The organism is Ruegeria sp. CDSA020 (assembly GCF_059612345.1).
The window spans coordinates 485,695-506,411 of the sequence record NZ_JBXWQK010000001.1; the positions used below are offsets into that span (position 1 = coordinate 485,695).

Sequence of the window (20,717 nt, forward strand, 5' to 3'; positions counted from 1 at the left end):
GAAAGCCTGGGTTTGGCCCAAAGCATGGAGTTGCTTGCCCTTAGTCCTCCGGGATGGGGCGGCAACCTTCTGCGTGGCCTCGCTAACTCGTTGCAGATCGCTTTTGGAGCGTTCGGGTTCGGGTTGATCATCGGGCTTTTCGGGGCCTATGGAAAACTATATGGCGGGCCGGTCACACGTGACCTGCTCGGCATATATACGACTGTAATGCGCGCCGTGCCTGAACTGGTGCTGATCTTGATCCTGTATTACGTCGGGACCGACCTGATCAATCAGGCCGCGCAGGCAATGGGGTATGACCGCGTCGAAATCAGCGGCGTCGTTGCCGGCATCTGGGTTTTGGGCATCGTTCAGGGCGCCTATGCGACCGAGGTTCTCAGGGGCGCAATCAAAGCGGTTCCCACCGGACAGATCGAAGCCGCCCGCGCCTATGGCATGCCCTCGCTGCTGCTGATGCGGCGGGTGACAATTCCCGCGATGATGTCTTTTGCCACGCCTGGATTGGCCAATCTGTGGCTCATTGCAACTAAAGATACGGCCCTGCTGGCCATTGTCGGCTTTAGCGAATTGACGCTGGAGACCCGTCAGGCTGCCGCCAGTACGCGCGCCTATTTCACCTTCTTCCTTGCTGCAGGTGCCTTGTACTTGATCGTCACGCTTTGTTCCGGTGTCGTGTTCGCGCGTATCGAGAAATGGGCCCGTCGTGGGCAGCCTTCGTTGAAGGGAGGAAGCCGATAATGAACTGGCGAGCACTCATGCAGCCGCATCGGATTGTACTGATGGCGCTATTTGCCGCCTTCGTTATCTGGTGCGCCGTCTCGTTGCGCTGGGACTGGATTCCAACCTATGCCCCGCTGGCGCTTGAAGGTCTGTGGAGAACCATTTGGCTGTTGGCCGTCACCTGTGTGCTTGGGTTCTTGCTCGCCGTTCCACTGGGTCTCGCTCAGGCGATTGGTCCCTGGTACCTTTCGGCACCGGCAAAAGTGTTCTGCACCGTCATTCGCGGCACCCCAATTCTTCTGCAAATCTGGCTGTTGTACTATGGGCTTGGATCGCTTTTCCCTCAGATTCCATGGATACGCGGCAGCGAGCTGTGGCCCTATCTGCGACAGGCTTGGCCCTATGCGGTTCTGGCCCTGACCCTGTCTTACGCGGGCTACGAGGGCGAAATCATGCGCGGCGCCTTTGCCAGCGTTAAGAAGGGTCAGCTCGAAGCGGCGCAATCCTTTGGCATGCCTCGGTTCACCATGTTCCGCCGGATCTGGCTGCCTCAGGCCATTCGCAGCGTGCTGCCGACACTAGGCGGTGAGACGATCCTGCAGCTGAAAGCAACCCCGCTGGTGGCGACGATCACAGTGGTCGAGATCTACGCCGTGTCGTCCAGAATTCGGGCGGACACCTTCGTGGTCTATGAACCGCTGCTGCTGTTGGCACTGATCTATCTGATCATTGCAGGCTTCATCACGCTGATATTCCGGCGAATTGAATTGCAGGTCCCTGCCCGGTAAGTCGACGCCGAATAGTTCCACAACCTGAATTCTAAGATCGGACAGTTATCCAGCTACCTGTCCTTGTCAGCTGTCTACTTGTGGGCGGCTTTCGCATCGTTGATTGAAGGCACCCAGAGCGTCGCGAATTTCGGCCTAAAAAGAATGAAATCCAATCACTTGGTGCGGTCGAGAAGACTCGAACTTCCACGGGTGTTACCCCACAGCGACCTCAACGCTGCGCGTCTACCAATTCCGCCACGACCGCACTGTTAGTGACTTGGTAGTGGGGCGTATAGACCTTGATGATCAAGATGTGAAGAGGCAAAAATCACGTTGGTTTGAATTCCCATTCGGCGCTCTTATCTTTAACAGGTTGTCGTCCAAATGACCCCGTCAGGAGCCCCGCCATGACCTCGCCCGACCCTCGCCCCATCGTTCAGATCGACATAGTCTCGGATGTGGTTTGCCCCTGGTGCATTGTTGGATTCCGGCAGTTGGATCTGGCGCTCAAACAGCAAAATATCCTGGCAAAGCTGCGCTGGCATCCGTTCGAATTGAACCCAAACATGGCGCCCGAGGGTCAGAACCTGCGTGAGCACATTGCCGAGAAATACGGCTCCTCGACGGAACAAAGCCAAGCGATGCGAGATCGATTGACGCAAATCGGGGCTGACTTGGGCTTTACCTTCGCCTTTGATGAAGAAAGTCGCATCGTAAACACATTTGCTGCACATCAGCTTCTTGACTGGGCCGAGGCTCAGGGTCGCCAGCATCCACTGAAACTGGCCTTGTTCGAGGCTTATTTCACCAAGCAAAAGGACGTTTCGAATATTGAAGTTCTGCTTGAGGCCGCGGAAACTGCCGGTCTGGATCGGAATGCTGCGCGCACGATGCTTGAATCAGGTGCTCATGCCGCGCTGGTTCGAGAGAAACAGCAATACTGGACCAGTCGTGGTATTTCCGGCGTTCCCGCAATGGTGTTTGGCAGAAAGTACTTGCTGACTGGGGCGCAGGGAGCGGACAGCTATACACAGGTCCTGCAGCGCTGTTTGACCGAAGCAGCCTAGGTCTTTCCATCCATGCATCCAGCCGCTAAGGAGCCGACATGGAATGGAAGATTACTGACGGATTGACCGACTATGATGAGGCCATCGCCTTTATGGAGGCGCGCGTGGCCGATATCGCGGCGGGTGAGGCGGATGAGTGTATCTGGCTACTTGAGCACCCTGCCCTGTACACAGCGGGCACTTCAGCCAAGGTCGAAGACCTGAAAGACCCGGACAGATTTCCAGTCTATACGTCAAAACGCGGTGGTGAATACACCTATCATGGTCCGGGGCAGCGCATTGCTTATGTCATGCTGGACCTGAACAAACGCGGCAGGGATGTGCGCAAGTTTGTAAAGCAGCTTGAGAATTGGGTGATCGCAGCTTTGGCCGAGTTCAACGTGACCGGGCAAATCCGCGACGGCCGTGTTGGTGTCTGGGTGCAACGGGATGACAAGCCGCTGACGCCAGCAGGCGAAAAAGCCGAGGACAAAGTCGCGGCGATCGGCCTGCGATTGCGTAAATGGGTCAGCTTTCACGGCATCTCGATCAATGTCGAACCGGATTTGAGCCATTTCTCTGGGATCGTACCCTGCGGCATCTCGAACCATGGCGTGACTTCTCTGGTCGATCTGGGTCTTCCGGTCGCGATGGATGATGTGGACAACGCGCTTAGAAAAACCTTCGCTGAGGTTTTTGGACCCGCGGGGGCGGATTAACTCGGATCACGAATCGAAAAACAGCCCGGCACCGACTACAATCCAGCCGTCAGATCCGCTCTACTTCATAATTTGGAAACAATTCCCGATTGGTCCGTCTGGTTTCCGACGGAATCTAGTTAAATTTCACAAATATGAATACTTGGGTCCCATTAACGCCTAGTATGGATTTACCGTTCTAGAGTGAGTGGTGTGTTAAGCCGGTGATCGCAGGTATCCCCTGGGAAAACAGGTAAGTGTTTTGGTTACGAGTCTGCCGTTCCGACCCCAAATCGGAACGGCAATTTCTTTTTTAGTGCTCGTGTTTGTCATGTCCAAACCGGGCCGGATGGCCACAAACCTCTTCCCCACTTTCAATTTCAAGCGTTGCATGGCCGATCCCGAACTGATCCTGCAGCGCATTCTTGATGGTTGCGGAAAGCCACCTGGCATCTTCGTCTGCGTGGCTGGTCGCAACCACATGTGCAGTCAGGGCAGGTTCATGCTCCTGCATACTCCACAGATGAACGTGATGGACCGAAACAACGCCCTCGGTGGCCTCGATCATCGAAGCGACCTCTTCTGGGTCAAGGTCGGATGGTGCACCCAACATCAAGACGTGAATGGTTTCGCCAATTTCAGATTTCACATGCCAAAGGATGTAGACCGAGATCAGAATAGTTACGGCGGGATCCACCCATGTCCAGTTGAACACGATGACCAAGGTTCCGGCGACGATCACTGCCAACGAGCCCAATGCATCTGCCACATTGTGCAGAAAGGCCGCCCTGATATTCATACTGTCCTTTGCCATCGAATAGGTCAGGGCAGCCGTGATCAGATCGACGATCAGGGCCAGCGCTGCGATCCAGACGACGATCCAGCCATTCACCGGTTCGGGCTCGATAAACCGCATGACACCTTCGTACATCAGATAAACGGCAAGAACGACAAGAGTGGTGTAGTTAACAAGAGCGGCCACAACCTCTGCCCGACCATAACCAAAGCTCATCCGTGGATCTGCCGGGCGTCGCGCAATCTTACGAGCGAAAAACGCGATGATCAGCGCGATGGCATCTGAAAAATTATGCAAGGCATCTGCGATCAAGGCCAGTGAGCCAGACAAAATGCCCCCCACTATTTGTGCAAGCGTCAATACCATATTGACGCCGATCGCTCCGACCACCCTCTGGTCACCGGCATTCGGATCAATGTGAGAGTGGGTGTGGTTATGTGACATGGCAGATCAGATCCTTGTTTTGAACTGCCATCTTATGTAATTCCTCTAGTCACTAGAGGTTCAAGAGGCAAAAAGCACAAAATGTACTCAATCGGAGATTTGTCGCGGCAAACCGGGGTCAAGGTGCCCACGATCCGTTTCTATGAGGAAAAAGGCTTGTTGGCCAAACCGTATCGGACGGCGGGCAATCAGCGCAGATATGACGAGACTGCTCTGAAACGCCTCCAATTTATCCGCCACTCGCGTGATCTGGGCCTGCCTTTGCCGGATGTCGAGGCGTTGCTTTCTTTGGAAGGGGCGCAGGGGGCGGATCTGGACCATGTTCATGAAATCGCGGATCGTCAGCTGACTGAACTGCGCAACCGGATAACATTGCTGCGCAGCCTTGAGGCCGAACTGGAACGCATCACAGCCGCCTGTGACGGCACCCACGACCATGTATGTGAAGTGCTGAACGCGTTTGGCGACCATAGCAAATGCCTTGGATCGCACTGATCCTGTAGCGGGTGATCAGGCCAGCGCGTCTTTGATTTTACCGGCGTTTTTAGCGATCAGGTCAAAATCACCCATATTGCCCGGCGGTCGCATCGAAACGCCTTCGTTCCGCGGCAGAACGTGGAAATGCAGATGAAACACTTCTTGCCCACCTGCAGCCTCGTTGAACTGTTGGATGGTGACACCATCCGCACCAAACGCCGCTTTCACCGCCTGCGCCATCTTCTGAACCGTTGAGATCACAGAAGCAAGCTGTTCTGGGCTGGCATCCAGCACGTTGCGACAAGGCGTTTTCGGGATCACCAGCAGATGCCCGTCCGTGCGCGGCATGATGTCCATGAAGGCCAGTGTGTCGTCGTCTTCATAGACCCGGTTTGCAGGGATTTCACCACGCAGGATCTTGGCGAAAATGTTATCGGGATCATAGGCAGACATACTCGGCCTCCGTTTGGACGTTTTTCATGAGGTGTTTGTGCGGTGCCGCACCTTGGCGGTCAAGACGCAATGCACATGCGATCAGAGCGACAAAGGTGTTTCCAGAAAATCGCGGTATACCCTGTCCCGATGCAACAGCAAACCTGTCGAAAGAGTATCCCGTACAGGATCGGATATATGCTCGAAAACCCTTCGGGTACTCAGCCGCATAGCACACAACTCTTCCGGCAACGGTGCGAACAAAGCCATGAAGGCAGCGCAATAGATATCTGCTGCAGTGAGCGTGTTGCCAAACAGAAAATCACCACTTTCTGCGAGCTTGCTACTGACGCGTTTCAATATTCCATCAGCGCGACCGGCAGCCATTTCACCTGCTTCTGTATCATAACCGTATTTCTTGCCAAGATAGTCGGCAATCTTGGGATGGAACCCACCTTCTTGGCCTCGCATACCAGCATGGATTTTCTGAAGCCGCCTTTGCCAGCCCAATCCATTGGGGGCCGCCAGTAAGTCAATGAAGGCGAGAATGTCGGGCGCCATTGATGCTGGCAACAAATCTGGTTCAGGCGCGATTCGTTGTGCCAAGGCGACAATATCGGCCGTTTCGGAAAGCGGTGCCTCATCTTTCCAGAACACAACCGGTGCGCTGTCCGTTTGCGCCCAGATGGTCTGCGCCCGGTCCTGATGGTCCAGATAAACTGGCAGCCAAGGCAGACGTTTTACGTGAAAAATACTCTTTGCGGCTTCGCTCCAGGGGCTTGGCACACCTCCGACAACGATCATGCGTAGCCCGGTGGCCGCCTGAGCCTTTTCGGTCGTCACGTAGTTCAGAACCATCCGGTCTCCTCCATTTGCCGAAAGTTGTGCTCTTTTTCGAAGCCCTGCAACCGGCACCCGCGACAATTAATCTTGATCCAGATCAAACTCGACCATTGAAGGTCGCCCCCACGCAATCTAAAACCAGCAGGAATCCCGCGCGTTGGAGAGGTCCGACAGCGCGGTGTAGTTGCAACAGGAGGCACCTAATGGCAGACGCAGCCATTCATGGTCACGACCATGAAGACCAGCGCGGGTTCTTTACCCGCTGGTTCATGTCGACCAACCACAAGGACATCGGGATTCTGTACCTGATCGTCTCGGCCCTGGCCGGTCTAATCTCGGTTCTGATGACTGTTATCATGCGGATCGAATTGATGGAGCCCGGGGTACAGCACATGTGCATGGAAGGGTTCCGCTTGTTCGGCAGCGGTGCCGAGCTCTGTACTCCGAACGGGCATTTGTGGAACGTGATGATCACCTATCACGGTGTTCTGATGATGTTCTTCGTGGTCATCCCTGCCCTATTCGGCGGATTTGGCAACTATTTCATGCCGTTGCAGATTGGCGCACCGGACATGGCGTTCCCGCGGATGAACAACTTGTCCTTCTGGCTCTATGTCGCCGGTACTTCGCTGGGCGTGGCCTCGCTGCTGAGCCCCGGTGGTAATGACCAGCTTGGTTCGGGCGTCGGCTGGGTTTTGTACCCGCCGCTGTCGACGAGCGAGGGCGGCATGTCCATGGACCTTGCGATCTTTGCCGTGCACGTATCGGGCGCCTCCTCGATCCTCGGCGCGATCAACATGATCACCACCTTCCTGAACATGCGTGCCCCGGGCATGACCCTGTTCAAGGTGCCGCTGTTCAGCTGGTCGATCTTCATCACCTCGTGGCTGATTCTTCTGTCGCTGCCGGTTTTGGCGGGCGCGATCACCATGTTGCTAATGGACCGCAACTTTGGTTTCACCTTCTTTGATCCGGCCGGTGGTGGTGATCCGATCCTGTATCAGCACATCCTGTGGTTCTTTGGCCACCCAGAAGTGTACATCGTGATCCTACCTGGATTTGGCCTTATCAGCCACATCATTGCGACCTTCTCGCGCAAGCCAGTCTTCGGTTACCTGCCGATGGTTTGGGCACTTATTGCGATCGGTGTATTGGGCTTTGTCGTGTGGGCACACCACATGTACACAGTTGGCATGTCGGTCCAGCAGCAAGCCTACTTCATGCTGGCAACGATGGTCATCGCGGTTCCTACCGGCGTTAAGGTCTTCTCGTGGATCGCAACCATGTGGGGCGGCTCGATCGAGTTCAAGACACCGATGCTGTTTGCCTTCGGCTTCCTGTTCCTGTTCACCGTTGGCGGTGTGACTGGTGTGGTTCTGTCGCAGGCTGGTATCGACCGCGCCTATCACGACACATATTATGTGGTTGCACACTTCCACTATGTGATGTCGCTGGGCGCTGTGTTTGCGATCTTTGCCGGAATCTACTTCTACTTCTCCAAGATGACAGGCCGTCAGTATTCAGAGTTCTGGGGCAAGGTTCACTTCTGGCTGTTCTTCATCGGCGCCAACCTGACCTTCTTCCCGCAGCACTTCCTGGGCCGTCAGGGCATGCCACGTCGCTACATCGATTATCCCGAAGCGTTCGCGCAGTGGAACTATGTCTCGTCGATTGGCGCCTTTGTATCCTTCGCCTCGTTCCTGCTGTTCTTTGGTATCGTGTTCTACGCCTTGTTCCGTGGCGCACGTGAGACCCGAAACAACCCGTGGAACGAATACGCGGATACGCTGGAATGGACCCTGCCCTCGCCGCCGCCCGAACACACGTTCGAGCAGCTGCCCAAGCAAGAAGACTGGGACAAGGGCCACGCGCACTGATCCCTCTGAACCAACAGAAAACCCCGCCAACTTGGCGGGGTTTTTCATTTCTAAGTGGCGTGCCACCGGAAATTCGCCAGATCGGTCAAAATAGGGTACTCTGGTAAAGGCAAAACAATCGGCAACCCCGAGGGTTCATATGCCCGATCTTGATTTCTGGTACTCTATCGGAAGCACCTACAGCTTTCTGACGATCATGCGCCTGGACGATTGGTGTTCTGAACACGATGCGTCCGTCACATGGCGGCCGTTCAATGTACGCACAGTGATGTCGCAGCAGAAGAACATCCCCTTTGCAGGGAAACCCGTCAAATCCGCCTATATGTGGCGCGACATTGAGCGTCGGGCGGCTAAGTACCATATGCACGCCCAGCTTCCTGCGCCCTACCCCATTTCTGACCTTGCCTTGGCAAATCAAGTAGCGCTGTTGGGAATGGAAGAAGGCTGGGGCAAGAACTTTACGCAAATTCTATATCGGATCTGGTTCGAAGAAGGTGTAGAGGCCGGTAGCGAAACCGCCCTGTCCGAAGCGCTACACCGCAGTCAGCAGGATCCCCGACTGATCCTGTCCCGCGCGCGCAGCCCCGACATTGTCGCCGCACTTGAGGCTGAAACACTACGCGCAATCAAGCTGGGCATTTTTGGCGCCCCAAGCCTGGTTGTGGGGAACGAAGTCTTTTGGGGGGATGATCGGCTGGACGATGCCCTATCGTGGGCCCGCGTCGGGCACGTCATCTGAATTTTCAGCGTCGACTCGGACGCGCTTTGGGCTATCTTCCGGCCATGCCCTACAGATGGAATCAAACCACCACTTCAGAACTTGAATTGCACCTGTGGCCGCATAACTCACTGCCGCGCCATTGGGCGGTGCGAGTTGTGTTTGGGGTCTTTCTATTCGGGCTGCTCCCGCTTTTGGCCGTGCTCGGCTCGGCCCTGCTTTGGGGGTTGCTGCCGTTCCTGCTGCTGACGGTAACGGGTCTTTGGCTGGCGATACGGTCGAACTATCGGGCCCGTAGCATATTCGAAGTCCTGACGCTGACCGGAACACAGGCGCATCTGATACATCATGACCCGCGACGGGGGCAGCAGGAATGGGCCTGTAATCGCTATTGGGCCCGCCCTGAGATCCATCAGAGCGGCGGCCCGGTTCCGAACTACGTCACCCTCAAGGGGGAAGGTCGCGAAGTCGAAATCGGCGCATTCCTGTCCGAGGAAGAGCGGATTGCGCTTTACGATGACCTCAAAGAAAAACTGCGCGAACCAGTCGCGCAGTAAACTCTCAGCATGTCACGGCAGTCAGCCGCTGGCAGCCGCACAAAGCTGATCTTTGACCATGGGCCCAACTTTCCCAAAATCCATCTGGCCAGTATAGCGTGTCTTGAGCTCGCCCATGACCTTGCCCATATCCCGGATCGACCCGGCACCAGTAGCCGTAATCGCTGATTGGATGGCTTTCGTCACCTCATCGTCGTCCAGTTGCTCGGGCAGGAATTCTTCTATGACTTCTATCTCGCGCAGTTCACGCTCCGCCAGATCGAGGCGTCCACCCTCTTCGTAAGCACGCGCACTTTCCTTACGCTGCTTGGACATTTTCCCTAGAATTTCAAGAACTTCGGCATCACCGCAACCCTTGGCTTCCTCGTTGACCGCAGCACGAGACGCGATATCCCGGTCCTTGATTGCTGCATTGATCAGACGTAGGGTCGACAGACGCTCGGCGTTCTTGTCTTTCATTGCTTGCTTCAGGGCGGAATTCACCCGTGATCGCATATCCATTTAGTTTGTCCATCCCCATGACAAAAGGAACCCCGACCATATCGAAACAAAAAGCGTGATACAACCGGGGGCCTCAACATCTAAGTCATTGATATTGCTCAATAGCCCAAAAATTGAACACACTTGACCCAAGCGCATAACCCCCTTAGGTATGCGCCGATTTACCCTGCAGGAGAGTCGCGCTATGGCCCAGAACGCCCCGTCCAAGCCCACCGCATGTCTGGCTTTGGCCGATGGAACACTGTTCTACGGGGTCGGTTTCGGCGCCACAGGCCAGACCGTGGCCGAGCTGTGTTTCAACACCGCAATGACCGGCTATCAAGAGATCATGACCGATCCTTCTTATGCCGGGCAGATCGTGACCTTCACTTTCCCTCATATCGGAAATGTTGGCGTGAACCCCGAGGATGACGAAACCGGTGATCCTGTCGCGGCCGGAATGGTCGTCAAATGGGACCCAACCGAACCGTCCAGCTGGCGGTCTGCTGAAGAGCTGAAATCATGGCTTGCCCAGCGTGGGCGTATTGCCATTGGCGGTGTCGATACCCGCCGGTTAACCCGCGCAATTCGCCAGCAAGGCGCACCTCATGTGGCATTGGCCCATGATCCTGAGGGCAATTTCGACATCGAAGCTCTGGTATCGGCTGCGCGTGGCTTTGCCGGGCTTGAAGGTATGGATTTGGCCAAGGAAGTGACTTGTGCGCAAAGCTATCGCTGGGATGAGATGCGTTGGGCCTGGCCAGATGGCTATAAACGGCAAGAGGCCCCAGTACATAAGGTTGTAGCACTGGATTTCGGGGCAAAGCGCAATATCCTGAGATGCCTTGCCTCGACCGGGTGCGATGTCACTGTGCTGCCCGCAACGGCAACCGCGGCTGAGGTTCTGGCCCATAGTCCCGACGGCGTATTCCTGTCCAATGGCCCCGGTGATCCTGCGGCTACGGGTGAATACGCAGTACCGATGATCAAAGAGGTATTGGACACCACCGACCTACCCGTATTCGGGATTTGCCTTGGTCATCAGATGCTTGCGCTGGCCCTTGGTGGTCAGACTGTCAAGATGAATCACGGCCACCACGGGGCGAACCACCCGGTAAAAGATCTCGAGACTGGGAAGGTGGAAATAACGTCGATGAACCATGGGTTTGCGGTAGACGCTCAAACCCTTCCCGACGGTGTCGTTGAGACTCATCGTTCGTTGTTTGATGGTTCAAACTGCGGAATTCGCATGACGGATCGACCGGTCTATTCGGTACAGTACCACCCAGAGGCATCTCCAGGTCCACAAGACAGCTTCTACCTGTTCGAGCGGTTCTCGCATGCGATGGCCGCCCGGAAGGCACAGGCATAATCATACAGCCTTAACGGCCTGTTAACCTTAATCGCTCCACCCTGACGCAGATTACCACGTCTGGGTTGATTGAATGGTTGAACTGAACCTGCAGCATTTCGCATCGGCCGCGCCGATTTCTGCAACGGTGCGCAAGCCTTTGGGGGCTTGCCTGATCGACCGCGGGCTGCTTTCGAACCATCAGTTGCAAAAAGCCCTGCACCTGCAATCCAGACAAAATGTTGCACTGGGCGAAATCCTGGTCGGCGAAGGCTGGGTAGATCGGTCCGAGGTTCTGACGGCGCTGTCTGAACAAACAGGATTGCAGATCGCGGACCTGGATCTGCATCCACCAAATCCGGACCTTTGCAAAACCCGCCCCGCCAGCTTTTGGCTGGATCACAACATCATTCCCTGGATGCGCATCGGTCCCATTCTGCTGGTCGCTACCGCCAATCCCGATCAGTTCGACGCAGTTCGCAAGCAGTTGGCAAAGGAAAAGCAAACGATCATACCCGTGCTTGCCGATGCGGACCGGATCGACGACGCGATCGCTAGAATTTTCTCGGAAAGCCTTGCTGAAAAGGCTGAAACCCGTGTGGCAATAGCTCAGAGTTGCCGATCCTGGACTCGGCGCTCGCGTATTGGGCCGATTGCCATAGTGCTTGGCCTCGCCACACTGTACCTGGCGCAACCCATTCCGGGGCTGCTGGCTCTGGTCGTTTTGGCCGTTACGTCGCTTGTATTATTCCTGACATTGCGACTCGCGGGATTGCTCTCGTTTCTGTGTTACAAAGGAAAACGCCACAGTCAGACCGCCACCACGCTTCCTCTTCGACTGCCTCGCGTTTCCATCATGGTCCCTTTGTACAAAGAGCGAGAGATTGCTGGCGCTCTGATCCGCCGATTGCGACGTCTGACATATCCCAAAGCTCTTTTGGACGTCATTCTGGTTTTGGAAGAAACGGATATGGTAACCCGTGCAACCCTGGCCAAAATCGAGCTGCCCTGTTGGATCCGCACGATCGAAGTACCGGCATTAAGCGGGCTGACGACAAAACCGCGCGCGATGAACTATGCGCTGGATTTCTGTCGTGGTGACATTCTAGGCGTTTGGGATGCCGAGGACGCCCCTCTTCCCGATCAAATCGAACGCATCGTCGGACATTTCACCCAAGCCAGTGAAGACGTCGTCTGCTTGCAAGGCGTTCTGGACTATTACAACCCGCGCACCAACTGGCGGTCTCGCTGCTTTACCATCGAGTATAACAGTTGGTTTCGGGTCATTCTGCCTGGCATTGCCCGGTTGGGACTGGTGGTTCCACTTGGTGGTACAACATTTTTCTTTCGTCGCGAAAAGCTGTTGGAACTGGGCGGTTGGGATGCCCATAATGTAACCGAAGACGCGGATCTGGGCGTCCGCCTCAGCCGCGCGGGTTATCGGACCGAGATGGTTGATACCGCCACTTTCGAAGAAGCAAACTTTCGGGCCTGGCCTTGGGTCAAACAGCGTTCACGATGGCTCAAGGGCTTTATGGTCACATATCTTGTCCACATGCGCTCGCCGATCCATCTGCTGAAAGAGCTGGGTGTGCTGCGCTTCCTTGGGCTTCAGGCGTTTTTTCTGGGCACCGTCGGACAATTCCTGCTGGCCCCGGTTTTGTGGCTGTTCTGGCTTACCACATTCGGATTGGCCAGCCCGCTGGATCCCGTCATTCCGGGCAAGGTCATGACCATACTGATAGCTCTGTTCGTATTTGCAGAGATCACGAATGTGACCATCGGGATACTGGCTGTCGCCGCCCGTGAAAGACGGTTTCTGATGCCGTGGGTGCCGACAATGCCGTTGTATTTCCCCTTGGGTGTGCTGGCAGCTTACAAAGCCCTTTGGGAATTGGCTATCAACCCGTTCTTCTGGGACAAAACCCAACACGGTCAAGCCAGTGAAGAAACCTTCGACATGTGACCGTCAGCTTTCGCGACGAACCGCATCCTGCTTGAGACGCGTCATGAAAGCGACCGAGATATGCTCTTTCAACGCACGTTCCGCGGCTTGCTCGTCACGGGCGGCAATCGCCTCGACGATGCCTTTGTGTTCACTTTGCGCGATCTCACCGCGCCCGGAAACCGCAAGCGATGTCGTTGCCATCAAGGCCATTGTACGGTGCACAAGGTTCAGCTGTTGCACCAAATAGCGGTTGTGCGAGGCCAGATGGATCTGTTCGTGAAACCGCCGGTTCGCCCGAGACAGGGCGTTTGGATTGTCCACCAGCGCATCATCTTCGGCAACCATTTCCTGCAGCACCTTGATCTCTTCCTCGGTCGCGTGCTTGGCGGCCAAACTTGCAGCGAGACCTTCAAGTTCACGGCGAACGACATATAGCTCTGCCATCTGATTGTGGTCCAATGAGGCCACAATCAGCGAACGCCCGTCGCGTTCAAGCAAGGATTGGGTCTCTAACCGCTGCAATGCCTCGCGGATTGGCGTGCGCGAAACACCGAACCTTTCGGCCAGCTCGCTTTCGACCAGCCTGTCACCGGGCTTGTAGATGCCCACATCAATCGCTTCGAGAATAAGGCTGTAGGCGTCGCTGTTGGACTGCTTGGATTGGGGCATCTTTTGTTTTTCTCCTCGTTCGGACATGTCTATCCGTCTGCAGTGCGCACAATCAAGTACTGCATTGAAAACCTGCGCTGCGCGGCTTAAACGGCAGGCATGGTCAAACCTGCCTTCAGCCATGTCTCCCAATGGGTGTTCGATCTGGACAACACCCTGTACCCGCCGCATATGCGCCTGTTCGATCAGATCGAGGTGCTGATGACGGATTATGTGGTTCAGGCCATCGGCGTCGACCGGGCCGAAGCCGACCGGCTGCGATCCCATTACTGGCGCGAATATGGCACCACGCTGGCCGGGCTGATGGCCGAACATGATCTGGATCCCGACCCTTACCTGCATGCCGTGCATCAGGTGGATATGAGCCATATGGACCCGGACGTGGATCTGGCGGCACATATTCGTGCCCTGCCCGGTCGCCGCATTGTTTATACCAATGGCAGCGCGCCCTATGCCGAACGCGTCCTTGCGGCGCGTGGCCTCAGTGGTTTGTTCGATGCCATCTATGGAGTCGAGCATGCGGGATACCGTCCTAAACCCGAAAAGGCCGCATTCCAGGCCATTTTTGCGCAAGACGGAATCGAGGCAGAAAAAGCGGCCATGTTCGAAGACGATCCGCGCAATCTGGCGGCCCCGCATGAGATGGGGATGCGCACAGTTCATGTCGCGCCCGAACCGCACATGGCCGATCACATCCACCATCATACAGACGACCTGACCGCCTTTCTGGCCCGCCTGCGATAGGCTGTCACACTGCGACGATCTGCACGTACTGCGACCCGGGCACCGCCCCTATATCCCAACTGCGACGAACAGAACGGAGACCCAGATGTCCGCAATCGAAATGCCCCCGCGCTCACCCATCTGGCAGCGCCTGCTATTTGCTGTTCCCCTGTTTGGTTGGATGGCGCGCGATGCGGCCGATGCAGATGGGGACGACTGGTATTACACCGCTGCCGCCATCTTCAGCATGTGGGGCTGTTCAGTGATGCTGTTTGGCTTGCCGGGCTTGTATATCCCCGCCGTCGTGATGGTGCCCGTGATATTCCTGATCCTCATCCTGATCTCGCGCGGCTGACCTGCGAGACAGGATGTCACTTGGCGCAGGCAGCGGAACCGCTCTAGGGTCGGCTCAGAACCAAAGAGGGCGCTATGAACGACCAGTGTGACATCCTGATTTCCGGCGGCGGAATTGCCGGTTTGACCGCAGCGGCGGCCCTTGGCGCGGCTGGATTCAATGTGGTCTGTGTTGATCCTACCCCACCTGTGACCCAGCGGGACGTGGACGGATCGGATTTACGGACCACCGCGTTTTTGCAACCAGCCCACGGTCTTTTGGAACAATGCGGGCTGTGGGAAAAACTCGACGCGCATGCCGCCCCTCTTCAGATCATGCGGATTGTGGATGCAGGCGGAGATGTGCCCGAGCCGCGCGTGGTGCGCGACTTCAATGCCGCGGATATCTCGGACCAGCCCTTTGGTTGGAACCTGCCAAACTGGCTCTTGCGGCGCGAAATGGTGGCCCGTCTCGCTGAACTGCCCAATGTCGATTTTCGCCCCGGAACGGGCACGGTCAGCTTGTTCACCCGTACAGCCGAAGCCCGCGTTGGCCTGAGCGACGGGACGCGCATCCGCTGTAAACTGGTGATCGCCGCAGATGGTCGCAACTCGCCCATGCGAGAGGCCGCCGGGATCAACGTGCACACCACGCGCTATGGGCAAAAGGCGTTGGCCTTCGCGGTTACACACTCGATCCCGCATCAGAACGTCTCGACCGAGATTCACAGGTCCGGCGGCCCGTTCACGCTAGTTCCCCTGCCCGACTGGCAGGGTCAGCCCTCGTCCGCGATTGTATGGATGGAGCGTGGCCCGCGCGCGGTAGAGCTGTTGAACACCGATCCGGAAAGCTTTGAAGCGCTGATGACCGAACGGTCCTGCGGGTTGTTCGGTCCGTTGAAACTGGCTTCACGCCGAACAATCTGGCCGATCATCAGCCAATCGGCAGAGCGCCTTTCGGGCGAACGCGTGGCCCTGATGGCCGAAGCCGCCCATGTCGTGCCCCCTATCGGTGCGCAGGGGCTGAACATGTCCTTGGGTGATCTGCGATGCCTGCTGGATTTGGCACAGGCCCGTCCCGAGGGCCTGGGTGACGCGCAGATGTTGGATGCCTATCACAAAGCGCGTCATACCGAGATCGAGGCCCGGGTCAAGGGTATCGACTTGCTGAACCGCGCCTCGATGATTGAGGCGCGGCCTTTACGGGACATACGTGCAATGGGGTTGAACGCGCTGTATTCGCTGCCGACCGTGCGCAAGACGCTGATGCAGATGGGTCTCGGCGTCCGTTAAAGCCCGATGGTCACAAAACTTGGTCCAGCACGCGCTTTAGACGCGCGATTGTGCCGTCAACATCGTACAGCTTGTCCAGACCGAACAGGCCCAGACGGAAGGTGCTGAACCCGTCTGGCTCATCACATTGCAAGGGCACACCAGCAGCGATCTGCATGCCCAAGGCGGCGAATTTGCTACCGTTCTGGATATTGGGATCCGAGGTATAGCTGACCACCACACCCGGCGCACCAAACCCATCGGCAGCGACAGAAACAATGCCCTTCTCCTTCAGCATTGCCCGTACACCGTCCCCCAATGCCCACTGGGCGTCACGCAGTTTGTCAAAGCCATAGTCTCGAGTCTCAGCCATCGTGTCGCGGAAGGCTTTCAGCGCATCTGTTGGCATCGTGGCGTGATAGGCGTGACCGCCATTTTCATAGGCTTGCATGATCTGACGCCATTTCTTCAGGTCGACGGCAAAACTGTCCGAAGTCGTCTCCTCCAGCCTTGCCTCAGCCTGTTCAGACAGCATGACAAGACCCGCGCAAGGCGATGCGCTCCACCCTTTCTGAGGGGCCGAGATCAGGACATCCACACCCGTCGCCTTCATGTCCACCCATGCGCAGCCCGAAGCGATGCAATCCAGAACCATCAGCGCCCCAACCTCGTGGGCTGCGGCTGCCATCGCCGAAATATAGTCGTCGGGCAGAATGACCCCGGCCGCCGTTTCGACATGCGGCGCAAAGACAACATCCGGGCGCCCATCGCGGATCGTTTCGATGACTTCCTCGATCGGAGCGGGCGCAAATGGGGACGTTGCCGAGTTGCCGGTCTGGCGCGCCTTCAGAACTGTTGCCGACGCCGTCAACCCACCGGACTCGATGATCTGGCTCCACCGATAGGAAAACCAGCCATTCCTGACCACCAGAACATTGGCATTGCGGGCAAACTGGCGCGCGACTGCTTCCATTGCATAGGTACCACCGCCCGGGATAACGGCCACACCGTCAGCGTTGTAAACGCCTTTCAGCATCTCAGAGATGTCGCGCATCACATGCTGAAACTGAACCGACATGTGATTAAGCGAGCGATCGGTGAAGACGACCGAAAACTCCTCTAACCCATTGGGGTCAATTTTGTCCAAAAGCGGGGGCATTGGTATTCCTTTCAAATTCCACGAAACGAGCGGGTGTTCGCAACTTCGCTCACTGCCTCTCAGTTATTACTGAAAATTGACCCAACGGAACCCGGTTTCCTAAGAAAATTTTAACGCCTCAAAGGCCCTATCGACAACTAATGACGCCAAACAGTGTCAGCAACCCTTTACACCCCTACGTGTTTCTGACCAGATACATACACTTTGGAGAAGAAAGGTATTTTCACTCGTGACTGCGCATAAGCGGATCAGTTTTCAGTTTGTACGTGACGAAGTAAAACGACGAATAGAAACCAGAGTTTGGCCACAGGGGTCGGTGCTGCCGACAGAAACCCAGTTGGCAGAAGAATTTAATTGTGCCCGTGCCACGGTAAATCGTGCTTTGCGGGAACTGGCAGATCAGGGCTTCGTTGAAAGAAAACGTAAAAGCGGAACGCGGGTCAAAAAAGAACCCAGCAAACACGCAAAACTGGAGTTTTCCCTGACCCGACTGGATGTCGAGGGGCAGAACTCCACCTATCGTTATGCGCTGGTCGAGCGTAATATCGTCTCCAGCCCCGGATGGCTTGCCTCTCAGTTAAGCGTCTCGCAAGAAGCGCGTGTTTTGCATATTGTCTGCATGCACTATGCAGACAACCGGCCGTTTCAACTGGAAGAGCGCTGGATCAATATCGACGCAGTTCCAGAAGTGGAACATGCTGACCTCGACACCAAAGGCCCGCATGAGTGGCTGTTGCACGCCGCCCCCTTCACCGATGCTGAAGTCGCCTTTTGCGCGATTTCGGCAGATGGACGGCTGGCTGAATTCATGGGGACAACCTCGGGGACGTCCATGATCCAATTAGAGCGCACGACATGGAAAGACGGGCAGCCAATTACCTTTGCGCGCATGACACATCATCCCGGATATTACATCCGCACTAGGTACTGAAACGGGCCTAGCCGATAGGCCCGGGTAGCCTCTCTTCGCTCAGCAATACATTGGCTTCGACATCTCCGGCCCCGGGCAAAGTCATTATCCGGCGGCGCAGAACACGTTCAAAGTCCGAGAGATCCCGTGCCACGACGCGCAAACGGTAATCATAGAGGCCCAACACATGTTCAACGGTTTGAACCTCGGGGATCGCACTGACGGCGCGTTCGAAATCTTCAAGGCTGACCTGACCTTTCCGCGCCAACTTGACCCCCAGAAAAACTGTCACCCCAAACCCCAACGCTTCTGCATTCAAACGCAGGTGGCGCCCCTTTATGATCCCCGTCGTTTCAAGCCTCCGGATACGGCGCCACATCGCGGGCTGAGACAGGCCGAATTTACGCCCCAAGGCACCTGCGCTTTGCGTTGCATCCTGGATCAGAGCGCGCAGAATTTTGCGGTCGAGCTCATCCAATTCGGTCATAGCGGCAGCACCTCATCGCTTTTTACCCGCGCGATATGCATCAATGCCTCGATATCTGCGATATGCGGTAAAGTCAGGATACGGTCACGATACAGCTGCTGGTAATGTGCCATATCCTTGGCAAGCACAGATAAGCGCACATCCACACGGCCCAAAAAGGTCTGAATCTCGATCACCTCGGGAACCTCACGCGCGACACCCATGAACTCGTCGAATGCACGCGGTTGGGTCTTATCCAGCGTCACCCGCAATGAAACCTCGACCGCATATCCCAATGCGGCCCAGTCAATGATCGCCTCTTGGGCTTGAATAATCCCGCCCTCTTGCATTTTTTCGATACGCCGCCAGCAGACACTTGTGCTGATGCGACAAAGCTCGGCCAGCTCAGCGGTTGTCAGCGTCGGGTCGGCCTGGAAATGACGCAGAAGCCTGCGGTCAACATCATCAAGCATGATTTTTTCTTTTTTACTACACTTCAAGAATAGATACTCGAGTTATCCTTGATAATTCAAGGATAACAGTATCGCTATCCTTGGAAAATCGCCTTAAAACCCACAGCAATCGAAACAGAAAGGACCAGCATCATGCGCGTCTATTACGATCGCGATTGCGACATCAACCTGATCAAAGACAAAAAAGTGGCCATCCTGGGTTATGGCAGCCAGGGTCATGCACACGCGCTGAACCTGCGCGACTCGGGCGCGAAGAATCTGGTCGTTGCCCTGCGCGAAGGCTCGCCTTCGGCTAGGAAAGCCGAAGCCGAAGGCCTGGCGGTCATGGGCATTGCAGAAGCGGCAGCCTGGTGTGATGTCATCATGTTCACCATGCCCGATGAATTGCAGGCCGAAACTTACAAGAAATACGTGCATGACAACATCAAGCCGGGTGCTGCGATTGCGTTCGCCCACGGCCTGAATGTTCACTTTGGCCTGATCGAACCGAAAGCAGGCGTAGACGTCATCATGATGGCCCCCAAAGGCCCCGGCCACACCGTCCGTGGTGAATACACCAAAGGTGGCGGCGTTCCCTGCCTTGTGGCTGTTGACACTGACGCAACCGGCAAAGCGCTGGAAATCGGTCTGTCCTATTGCTCGGCCATCGGTGGCGGCCGTTCGGGCATCATCGAGACCAACTTCCGCGAAGAATGCGAAACCGACCTGTTCGGTGAACAGGCGGTTCTGTGTGGTGGTATCGTCGAGCTGATCCGCTGCGGCTTTGAAACTCTGGTCGAGGCTGGTTATGCACCCGAAATGGCCTATTTCGAGTGTCTGCACGAAACCAAGCTGATCGTGGACCTGATCTATGAAGGCGGAATCGCCAACATGGATTACTCGATCTCGAACACTGCTGAATACGGTCAGTACGTCACTGGTCCGCGCATCCTGCCTTATGAGCAGACCAAGAAGGCAATGAAAGAGACCCTGTCGGACATCCAGAGCGGCAAGTTCGTACGCGACTTCATGCTGGAAAATGCTGTGGGTCAACCCACCATCAAAGCCTCGCGCCGTTCCAATGACGAGCACCAGATCGAAGTGGTCGGCAAAAAGCTGCGGGACATGATGCCCTGGATTTCGGCCGGTAAACTGGTCGATCAGGAAAAGAACTGATCCTATCGTGACGCCGCCCCCCGGGGCGGCGTCATTCATTTAATGGGCGTCAAAAATTTCTATCGACGGCCCGCCAACAATATCCACATGGGTATACATCGGGTTCGAATGCTGCTCGAACCGCACCGGCTTGTCGACAACCACCGAGGGCCATTTCCCGGGCTTCTGACAGAGGAAGATGTTGAGCAGCAAATGGCTGGGATTGATCCCCTGCGGATTGGCGATAACCAACATGGGCTCGACCCCTGGATTACCAACCGTGACAATGCCCGTCACAATCAACCTAGCGGGCCCCGGAGGCATCTTGTTGTTCCAAGCATACCAATCTCGTGAAGCCACATCGTCTCCGGGCTGGCAAACAGCATTCACTTCTTTGTAGTCCATAATTTGTCTCCAAATT

The 20,717-nt window shown here is 56.0% G+C and carries 24 protein-coding genes and 1 tRNA gene; 15 read left to right on the top strand and 10 right to left on the bottom strand.

The window, feature by feature from the left end; all coding sequences use genetic code 11:
* Positions 1-24: 24 nt before the first annotated feature.
* Positions 25-738, top strand: coding sequence for an ABC transporter permease (locus tag AC2FJW_RS02415; RefSeq protein ID WP_496691035.1), 714 nt, complete (start codon positions 25-27; stop codon positions 736-738).
* Positions 738-1,508 (top strand): ABC transporter permease, encoded by a 771-nt coding sequence (locus AC2FJW_RS02420; protein WP_496749119.1) that lies wholly within the window; start codon positions 738-740, stop codon positions 1,506-1,508. Before AC2FJW_RS02415 ends, AC2FJW_RS02420 begins: the two co-directional genes overlap by 1 nt.
* A 160-nt stretch (positions 1,509-1,668) precedes the next feature.
* On the opposite strand, the gene AC2FJW_RS02425 is transcribed toward AC2FJW_RS02420, so the two are convergent.
* Positions 1,669-1,755: transfer RNA gene (locus AC2FJW_RS02425), tRNA-Leu, on the bottom strand.
* Between the two features lie 142 nt (positions 1,756-1,897).
* On the opposite strand from AC2FJW_RS02425, the gene AC2FJW_RS02430 reads away from it, so the two are divergent.
* Together AC2FJW_RS02430 and lipB are read left to right on the top strand one after the other, a co-directional pair.
* Positions 1,898-2,557: a DsbA family oxidoreductase gene (locus AC2FJW_RS02430; protein ID WP_496749120.1), complete on the top strand. Its 660-nt coding sequence runs from the start codon at positions 1,898-1,900 to the stop codon at positions 2,555-2,557.
* 38 nt (positions 2,558-2,595) lie between these two features.
* A complete protein-coding gene (gene lipB, locus AC2FJW_RS02435; RefSeq protein WP_496749121.1) occupies positions 2,596-3,255 on the top strand; it encodes a lipoyl(octanoyl) transferase LipB in 660 nt (219 codons plus the stop codon).
* Positions 3,256-3,547: 292 nt separating this feature from the next.
* On the opposite strand, the gene AC2FJW_RS02440 is transcribed toward lipB, so the two are convergent.
* Entirely contained in the window at positions 3,548-4,474 is a 927-nt protein-coding gene (locus AC2FJW_RS02440; RefSeq protein WP_496749122.1) for a cation diffusion facilitator family transporter, read from the bottom strand.
* A gap of 81 nt (positions 4,475-4,555) precedes the next feature.
* Here AC2FJW_RS02440 and AC2FJW_RS02445 point away from each other — a divergent pair, with 81 nt between their 5' ends.
* Positions 4,556-4,969, top strand: a complete 414-nt coding sequence (locus AC2FJW_RS02445) for a MerR family transcriptional regulator (RefSeq protein WP_281972282.1) — start codon at positions 4,556-4,558, stop codon at positions 4,967-4,969.
* 15 nt (positions 4,970-4,984) lie between these two features.
* Here the strand turns inward: AC2FJW_RS02445 and AC2FJW_RS02450 are convergent, their stop codons facing one another.
* Positions 4,985-5,404, bottom strand: a complete 420-nt coding sequence (locus tag AC2FJW_RS02450; RefSeq protein WP_496749123.1) for an HIT family protein — start codon at positions 5,402-5,404, stop codon at positions 4,985-4,987.
* Between the two features lie 81 nt (positions 5,405-5,485).
* Positions 5,486-6,241: a glutathione S-transferase family protein gene (locus AC2FJW_RS02455; RefSeq protein ID WP_496749124.1), complete on the bottom strand. Its 756-nt coding sequence runs from the start codon at positions 6,239-6,241 to the stop codon at positions 5,486-5,488.
* Positions 6,242-6,429: 188 nt separating this feature from the next.
* On the opposite strand from AC2FJW_RS02455, the gene ctaD reads away from it, so the two are divergent.
* From ctaD to AC2FJW_RS02470, 3 genes are all read left to right on the top strand, one after another.
* On the top strand, positions 6,430-8,103 hold the full coding sequence (gene ctaD / locus AC2FJW_RS02460; protein ID WP_142634476.1) for a cytochrome c oxidase subunit I: 1,674 nt from the start codon (positions 6,430-6,432) through the stop codon (positions 8,101-8,103).
* A gap of 139 nt (positions 8,104-8,242) precedes the next feature.
* A complete protein-coding gene (locus AC2FJW_RS02465; protein WP_142634478.1) occupies positions 8,243-8,842 on the top strand; it encodes a 2-hydroxychromene-2-carboxylate isomerase in 600 nt (199 codons plus the stop codon).
* Between the two features lie 44 nt (positions 8,843-8,886).
* Complete coding sequence (locus AC2FJW_RS02470) at positions 8,887-9,378, top strand: DUF2244 domain-containing protein (protein ID WP_496749125.1); 492 nt, start codon at positions 8,887-8,889, stop codon at positions 9,376-9,378.
* A gap of 21 nt (positions 9,379-9,399) precedes the next feature.
* On the opposite strand, the gene AC2FJW_RS02475 is transcribed toward AC2FJW_RS02470, so the two are convergent.
* A complete protein-coding gene (locus AC2FJW_RS02475; RefSeq protein WP_142634482.1) occupies positions 9,400-9,879 on the bottom strand; it encodes a GatB/YqeY domain-containing protein in 480 nt (159 codons plus the stop codon).
* A 184-nt stretch (positions 9,880-10,063) separates the two neighbouring features.
* Here AC2FJW_RS02475 and carA point away from each other — a divergent pair, with 184 nt between their 5' ends.
* Both carA and AC2FJW_RS02485 read left to right on the top strand, forming a co-directional pair.
* Entirely contained in the window at positions 10,064-11,230 is a 1,167-nt protein-coding gene (gene carA, locus AC2FJW_RS02480; protein ID WP_496695060.1) for a glutamine-hydrolyzing carbamoyl-phosphate synthase small subunit, read from the top strand.
* A gap of 73 nt (positions 11,231-11,303) precedes the next feature.
* Entirely contained in the window at positions 11,304-13,175 is a 1,872-nt protein-coding gene (locus AC2FJW_RS02485; RefSeq protein ID WP_496749126.1) for a glycosyltransferase, read from the top strand.
* A gap of 3 nt (positions 13,176-13,178) precedes the next feature.
* Here AC2FJW_RS02485 and AC2FJW_RS02490 read toward each other — a convergent pair whose 3' ends face one another.
* Positions 13,179-13,826 carry a GntR family transcriptional regulator gene (locus AC2FJW_RS02490; protein ID WP_142634488.1) on the bottom strand — a complete coding sequence of 216 codons (648 nt, stop codon included), beginning with the start codon at positions 13,824-13,826 and terminating at the stop codon, positions 13,179-13,181.
* Between the two features lie 99 nt (positions 13,827-13,925).
* On the opposite strand from AC2FJW_RS02490, the gene AC2FJW_RS02495 reads away from it, so the two are divergent.
* The 3 genes from AC2FJW_RS02495 (at position 13,926) to AC2FJW_RS02505 (ending at position 16,175) form a co-directional block, all read left to right on the top strand.
* Positions 13,926-14,570, top strand: coding sequence for a pyrimidine 5'-nucleotidase (locus tag AC2FJW_RS02495; RefSeq protein ID WP_496749127.1), 645 nt, complete (start codon positions 13,926-13,928; stop codon positions 14,568-14,570).
* 85 nt (positions 14,571-14,655) lie between these two features.
* Positions 14,656-14,904: a hypothetical protein gene (locus AC2FJW_RS02500; RefSeq protein WP_271946430.1), complete on the top strand. Its 249-nt coding sequence runs from the start codon at positions 14,656-14,658 to the stop codon at positions 14,902-14,904.
* A gap of 74 nt (positions 14,905-14,978) precedes the next feature.
* Positions 14,979-16,175: a UbiH/UbiF family hydroxylase gene (locus AC2FJW_RS02505; RefSeq protein ID WP_271946428.1), complete on the top strand. Its 1,197-nt coding sequence runs from the start codon at positions 14,979-14,981 to the stop codon at positions 16,173-16,175.
* 10 nt (positions 16,176-16,185) lie between these two features.
* Here the strand turns inward: AC2FJW_RS02505 and AC2FJW_RS02510 are convergent, their stop codons facing one another.
* A complete protein-coding gene (locus AC2FJW_RS02510) occupies positions 16,186-17,313 on the bottom strand; it encodes an aminotransferase class V-fold PLP-dependent enzyme (RefSeq protein WP_496690748.1) in 1,128 nt (375 codons plus the stop codon).
* A 229-nt stretch (positions 17,314-17,542) separates the two neighbouring features.
* Here AC2FJW_RS02510 and hutC point away from each other — a divergent pair, with 229 nt between their 5' ends.
* A complete protein-coding gene (hutC, locus tag AC2FJW_RS02515) occupies positions 17,543-18,244 on the top strand; it encodes a histidine utilization transcriptional repressor HutC (RefSeq protein WP_142634498.1) in 702 nt (233 codons plus the stop codon).
* A 7-nt stretch (positions 18,245-18,251) separates the two neighbouring features.
* On the opposite strand, the gene AC2FJW_RS02520 is transcribed toward hutC, so the two are convergent.
* Positions 18,252-18,710: an Lrp/AsnC family transcriptional regulator gene (locus tag AC2FJW_RS02520; RefSeq protein WP_496700067.1), complete on the bottom strand. Its 459-nt coding sequence runs from the start codon at positions 18,708-18,710 to the stop codon at positions 18,252-18,254.
* Entirely contained in the window at positions 18,707-19,162 is a 456-nt protein-coding gene (locus tag AC2FJW_RS02525; protein WP_496749128.1) for an Lrp/AsnC family transcriptional regulator, read from the bottom strand. The genes AC2FJW_RS02520 and AC2FJW_RS02525 overlap by 4 nt, the downstream gene beginning before the upstream one ends.
* A 132-nt stretch (positions 19,163-19,294) precedes the next feature.
* Here AC2FJW_RS02525 and ilvC point away from each other — a divergent pair, with 132 nt between their 5' ends.
* A complete protein-coding gene (gene ilvC / locus AC2FJW_RS02530; protein WP_142634504.1) occupies positions 19,295-20,317 on the top strand; it encodes a ketol-acid reductoisomerase in 1,023 nt (340 codons plus the stop codon).
* Between the two features lie 39 nt (positions 20,318-20,356).
* Here the strand turns inward: ilvC and AC2FJW_RS02535 are convergent, their stop codons facing one another.
* On the bottom strand, positions 20,357-20,701 hold the full coding sequence (locus AC2FJW_RS02535) for a hypothetical protein (RefSeq protein WP_142634506.1): 345 nt from the start codon (positions 20,699-20,701) through the stop codon (positions 20,357-20,359).
* Positions 20,702-20,717 lie beyond the last annotated feature (16 nt).

Excerpts from the sequence above, each read along its gene's own strand:
- AC2FJW_RS02430 (WP_496749120.1), top strand. The coding sequence starts at position 1,898 with ATGACCTCGCCCGACCCTCGCCCCATCGTTCAGATCGACATAGTCTCG.
- AC2FJW_RS02525 (WP_496749128.1), bottom strand. The coding sequence starts at position 19,162 with ATGCTTGATGATGTTGACCGCAGGCTTCTGCGTCATTTCCAGGCCGAC.
- AC2FJW_RS02445 (WP_281972282.1), top strand. The coding sequence starts at position 4,556 with ATGTACTCAATCGGAGATTTGTCGCGGCAAACCGGGGTCAAGGTGCCC.
- lipB (WP_496749121.1), top strand. The coding sequence starts at position 2,596 with ATGGAATGGAAGATTACTGACGGATTGACCGACTATGATGAGGCCATC.
- AC2FJW_RS02535 (WP_142634506.1), bottom strand. The coding sequence starts at position 20,701 with ATGGACTACAAAGAAGTGAATGCTGTTTGCCAGCCCGGAGACGATGTG.
- ilvC (WP_142634504.1), top strand. The coding sequence starts at position 19,295 with ATGCGCGTCTATTACGATCGCGATTGCGACATCAACCTGATCAAAGAC.
- AC2FJW_RS02490 (WP_142634488.1), bottom strand. The coding sequence starts at position 13,826 with ATGCCCCAATCCAAGCAGTCCAACAGCGACGCCTACAGCCTTATTCTC.
- AC2FJW_RS02485 (WP_496749126.1), top strand. The coding sequence starts at position 11,304 with ATGGTTGAACTGAACCTGCAGCATTTCGCATCGGCCGCGCCGATTTCT.
- AC2FJW_RS02505 (WP_271946428.1), top strand. The coding sequence starts at position 14,979 with ATGAACGACCAGTGTGACATCCTGATTTCCGGCGGCGGAATTGCCGGT.
- carA (WP_496695060.1), top strand. The coding sequence starts at position 10,064 with ATGGCCCAGAACGCCCCGTCCAAGCCCACCGCATGTCTGGCTTTGGCC.
- AC2FJW_RS02420 (WP_496749119.1), top strand. The coding sequence starts at position 738 with ATGAACTGGCGAGCACTCATGCAGCCGCATCGGATTGTACTGATGGCG.
- AC2FJW_RS02475 (WP_142634482.1), bottom strand. The coding sequence starts at position 9,879 with ATGGATATGCGATCACGGGTGAATTCCGCCCTGAAGCAAGCAATGAAA.
- AC2FJW_RS02465 (WP_142634478.1), top strand. The coding sequence starts at position 8,243 with ATGCCCGATCTTGATTTCTGGTACTCTATCGGAAGCACCTACAGCTTT.
- AC2FJW_RS02440 (WP_496749122.1), bottom strand. The coding sequence starts at position 4,474 with ATGTCACATAACCACACCCACTCTCACATTGATCCGAATGCCGGTGAC.
- AC2FJW_RS02450 (WP_496749123.1), bottom strand. The coding sequence starts at position 5,404 with ATGTCTGCCTATGATCCCGATAACATTTTCGCCAAGATCCTGCGTGGT.
- AC2FJW_RS02500 (WP_271946430.1), top strand. The coding sequence starts at position 14,656 with ATGTCCGCAATCGAAATGCCCCCGCGCTCACCCATCTGGCAGCGCCTG.
- ctaD (WP_142634476.1), top strand. The coding sequence starts at position 6,430 with ATGGCAGACGCAGCCATTCATGGTCACGACCATGAAGACCAGCGCGGG.
- AC2FJW_RS02455 (WP_496749124.1), bottom strand. The coding sequence starts at position 6,241 with ATGGTTCTGAACTACGTGACGACCGAAAAGGCTCAGGCGGCCACCGGG.
- AC2FJW_RS02415 (WP_496691035.1), top strand. The coding sequence starts at position 25 with ATGGAGTTGCTTGCCCTTAGTCCTCCGGGATGGGGCGGCAACCTTCTG.
- AC2FJW_RS02495 (WP_496749127.1), top strand. The coding sequence starts at position 13,926 with ATGGTCAAACCTGCCTTCAGCCATGTCTCCCAATGGGTGTTCGATCTG.
- AC2FJW_RS02470 (WP_496749125.1), top strand. The coding sequence starts at position 8,887 with ATGCCCTACAGATGGAATCAAACCACCACTTCAGAACTTGAATTGCAC.
- AC2FJW_RS02520 (WP_496700067.1), bottom strand. The coding sequence starts at position 18,710 with ATGACCGAATTGGATGAGCTCGACCGCAAAATTCTGCGCGCTCTGATC.
- AC2FJW_RS02510 (WP_496690748.1), bottom strand. The coding sequence starts at position 17,313 with ATGCCCCCGCTTTTGGACAAAATTGACCCCAATGGGTTAGAGGAGTTT.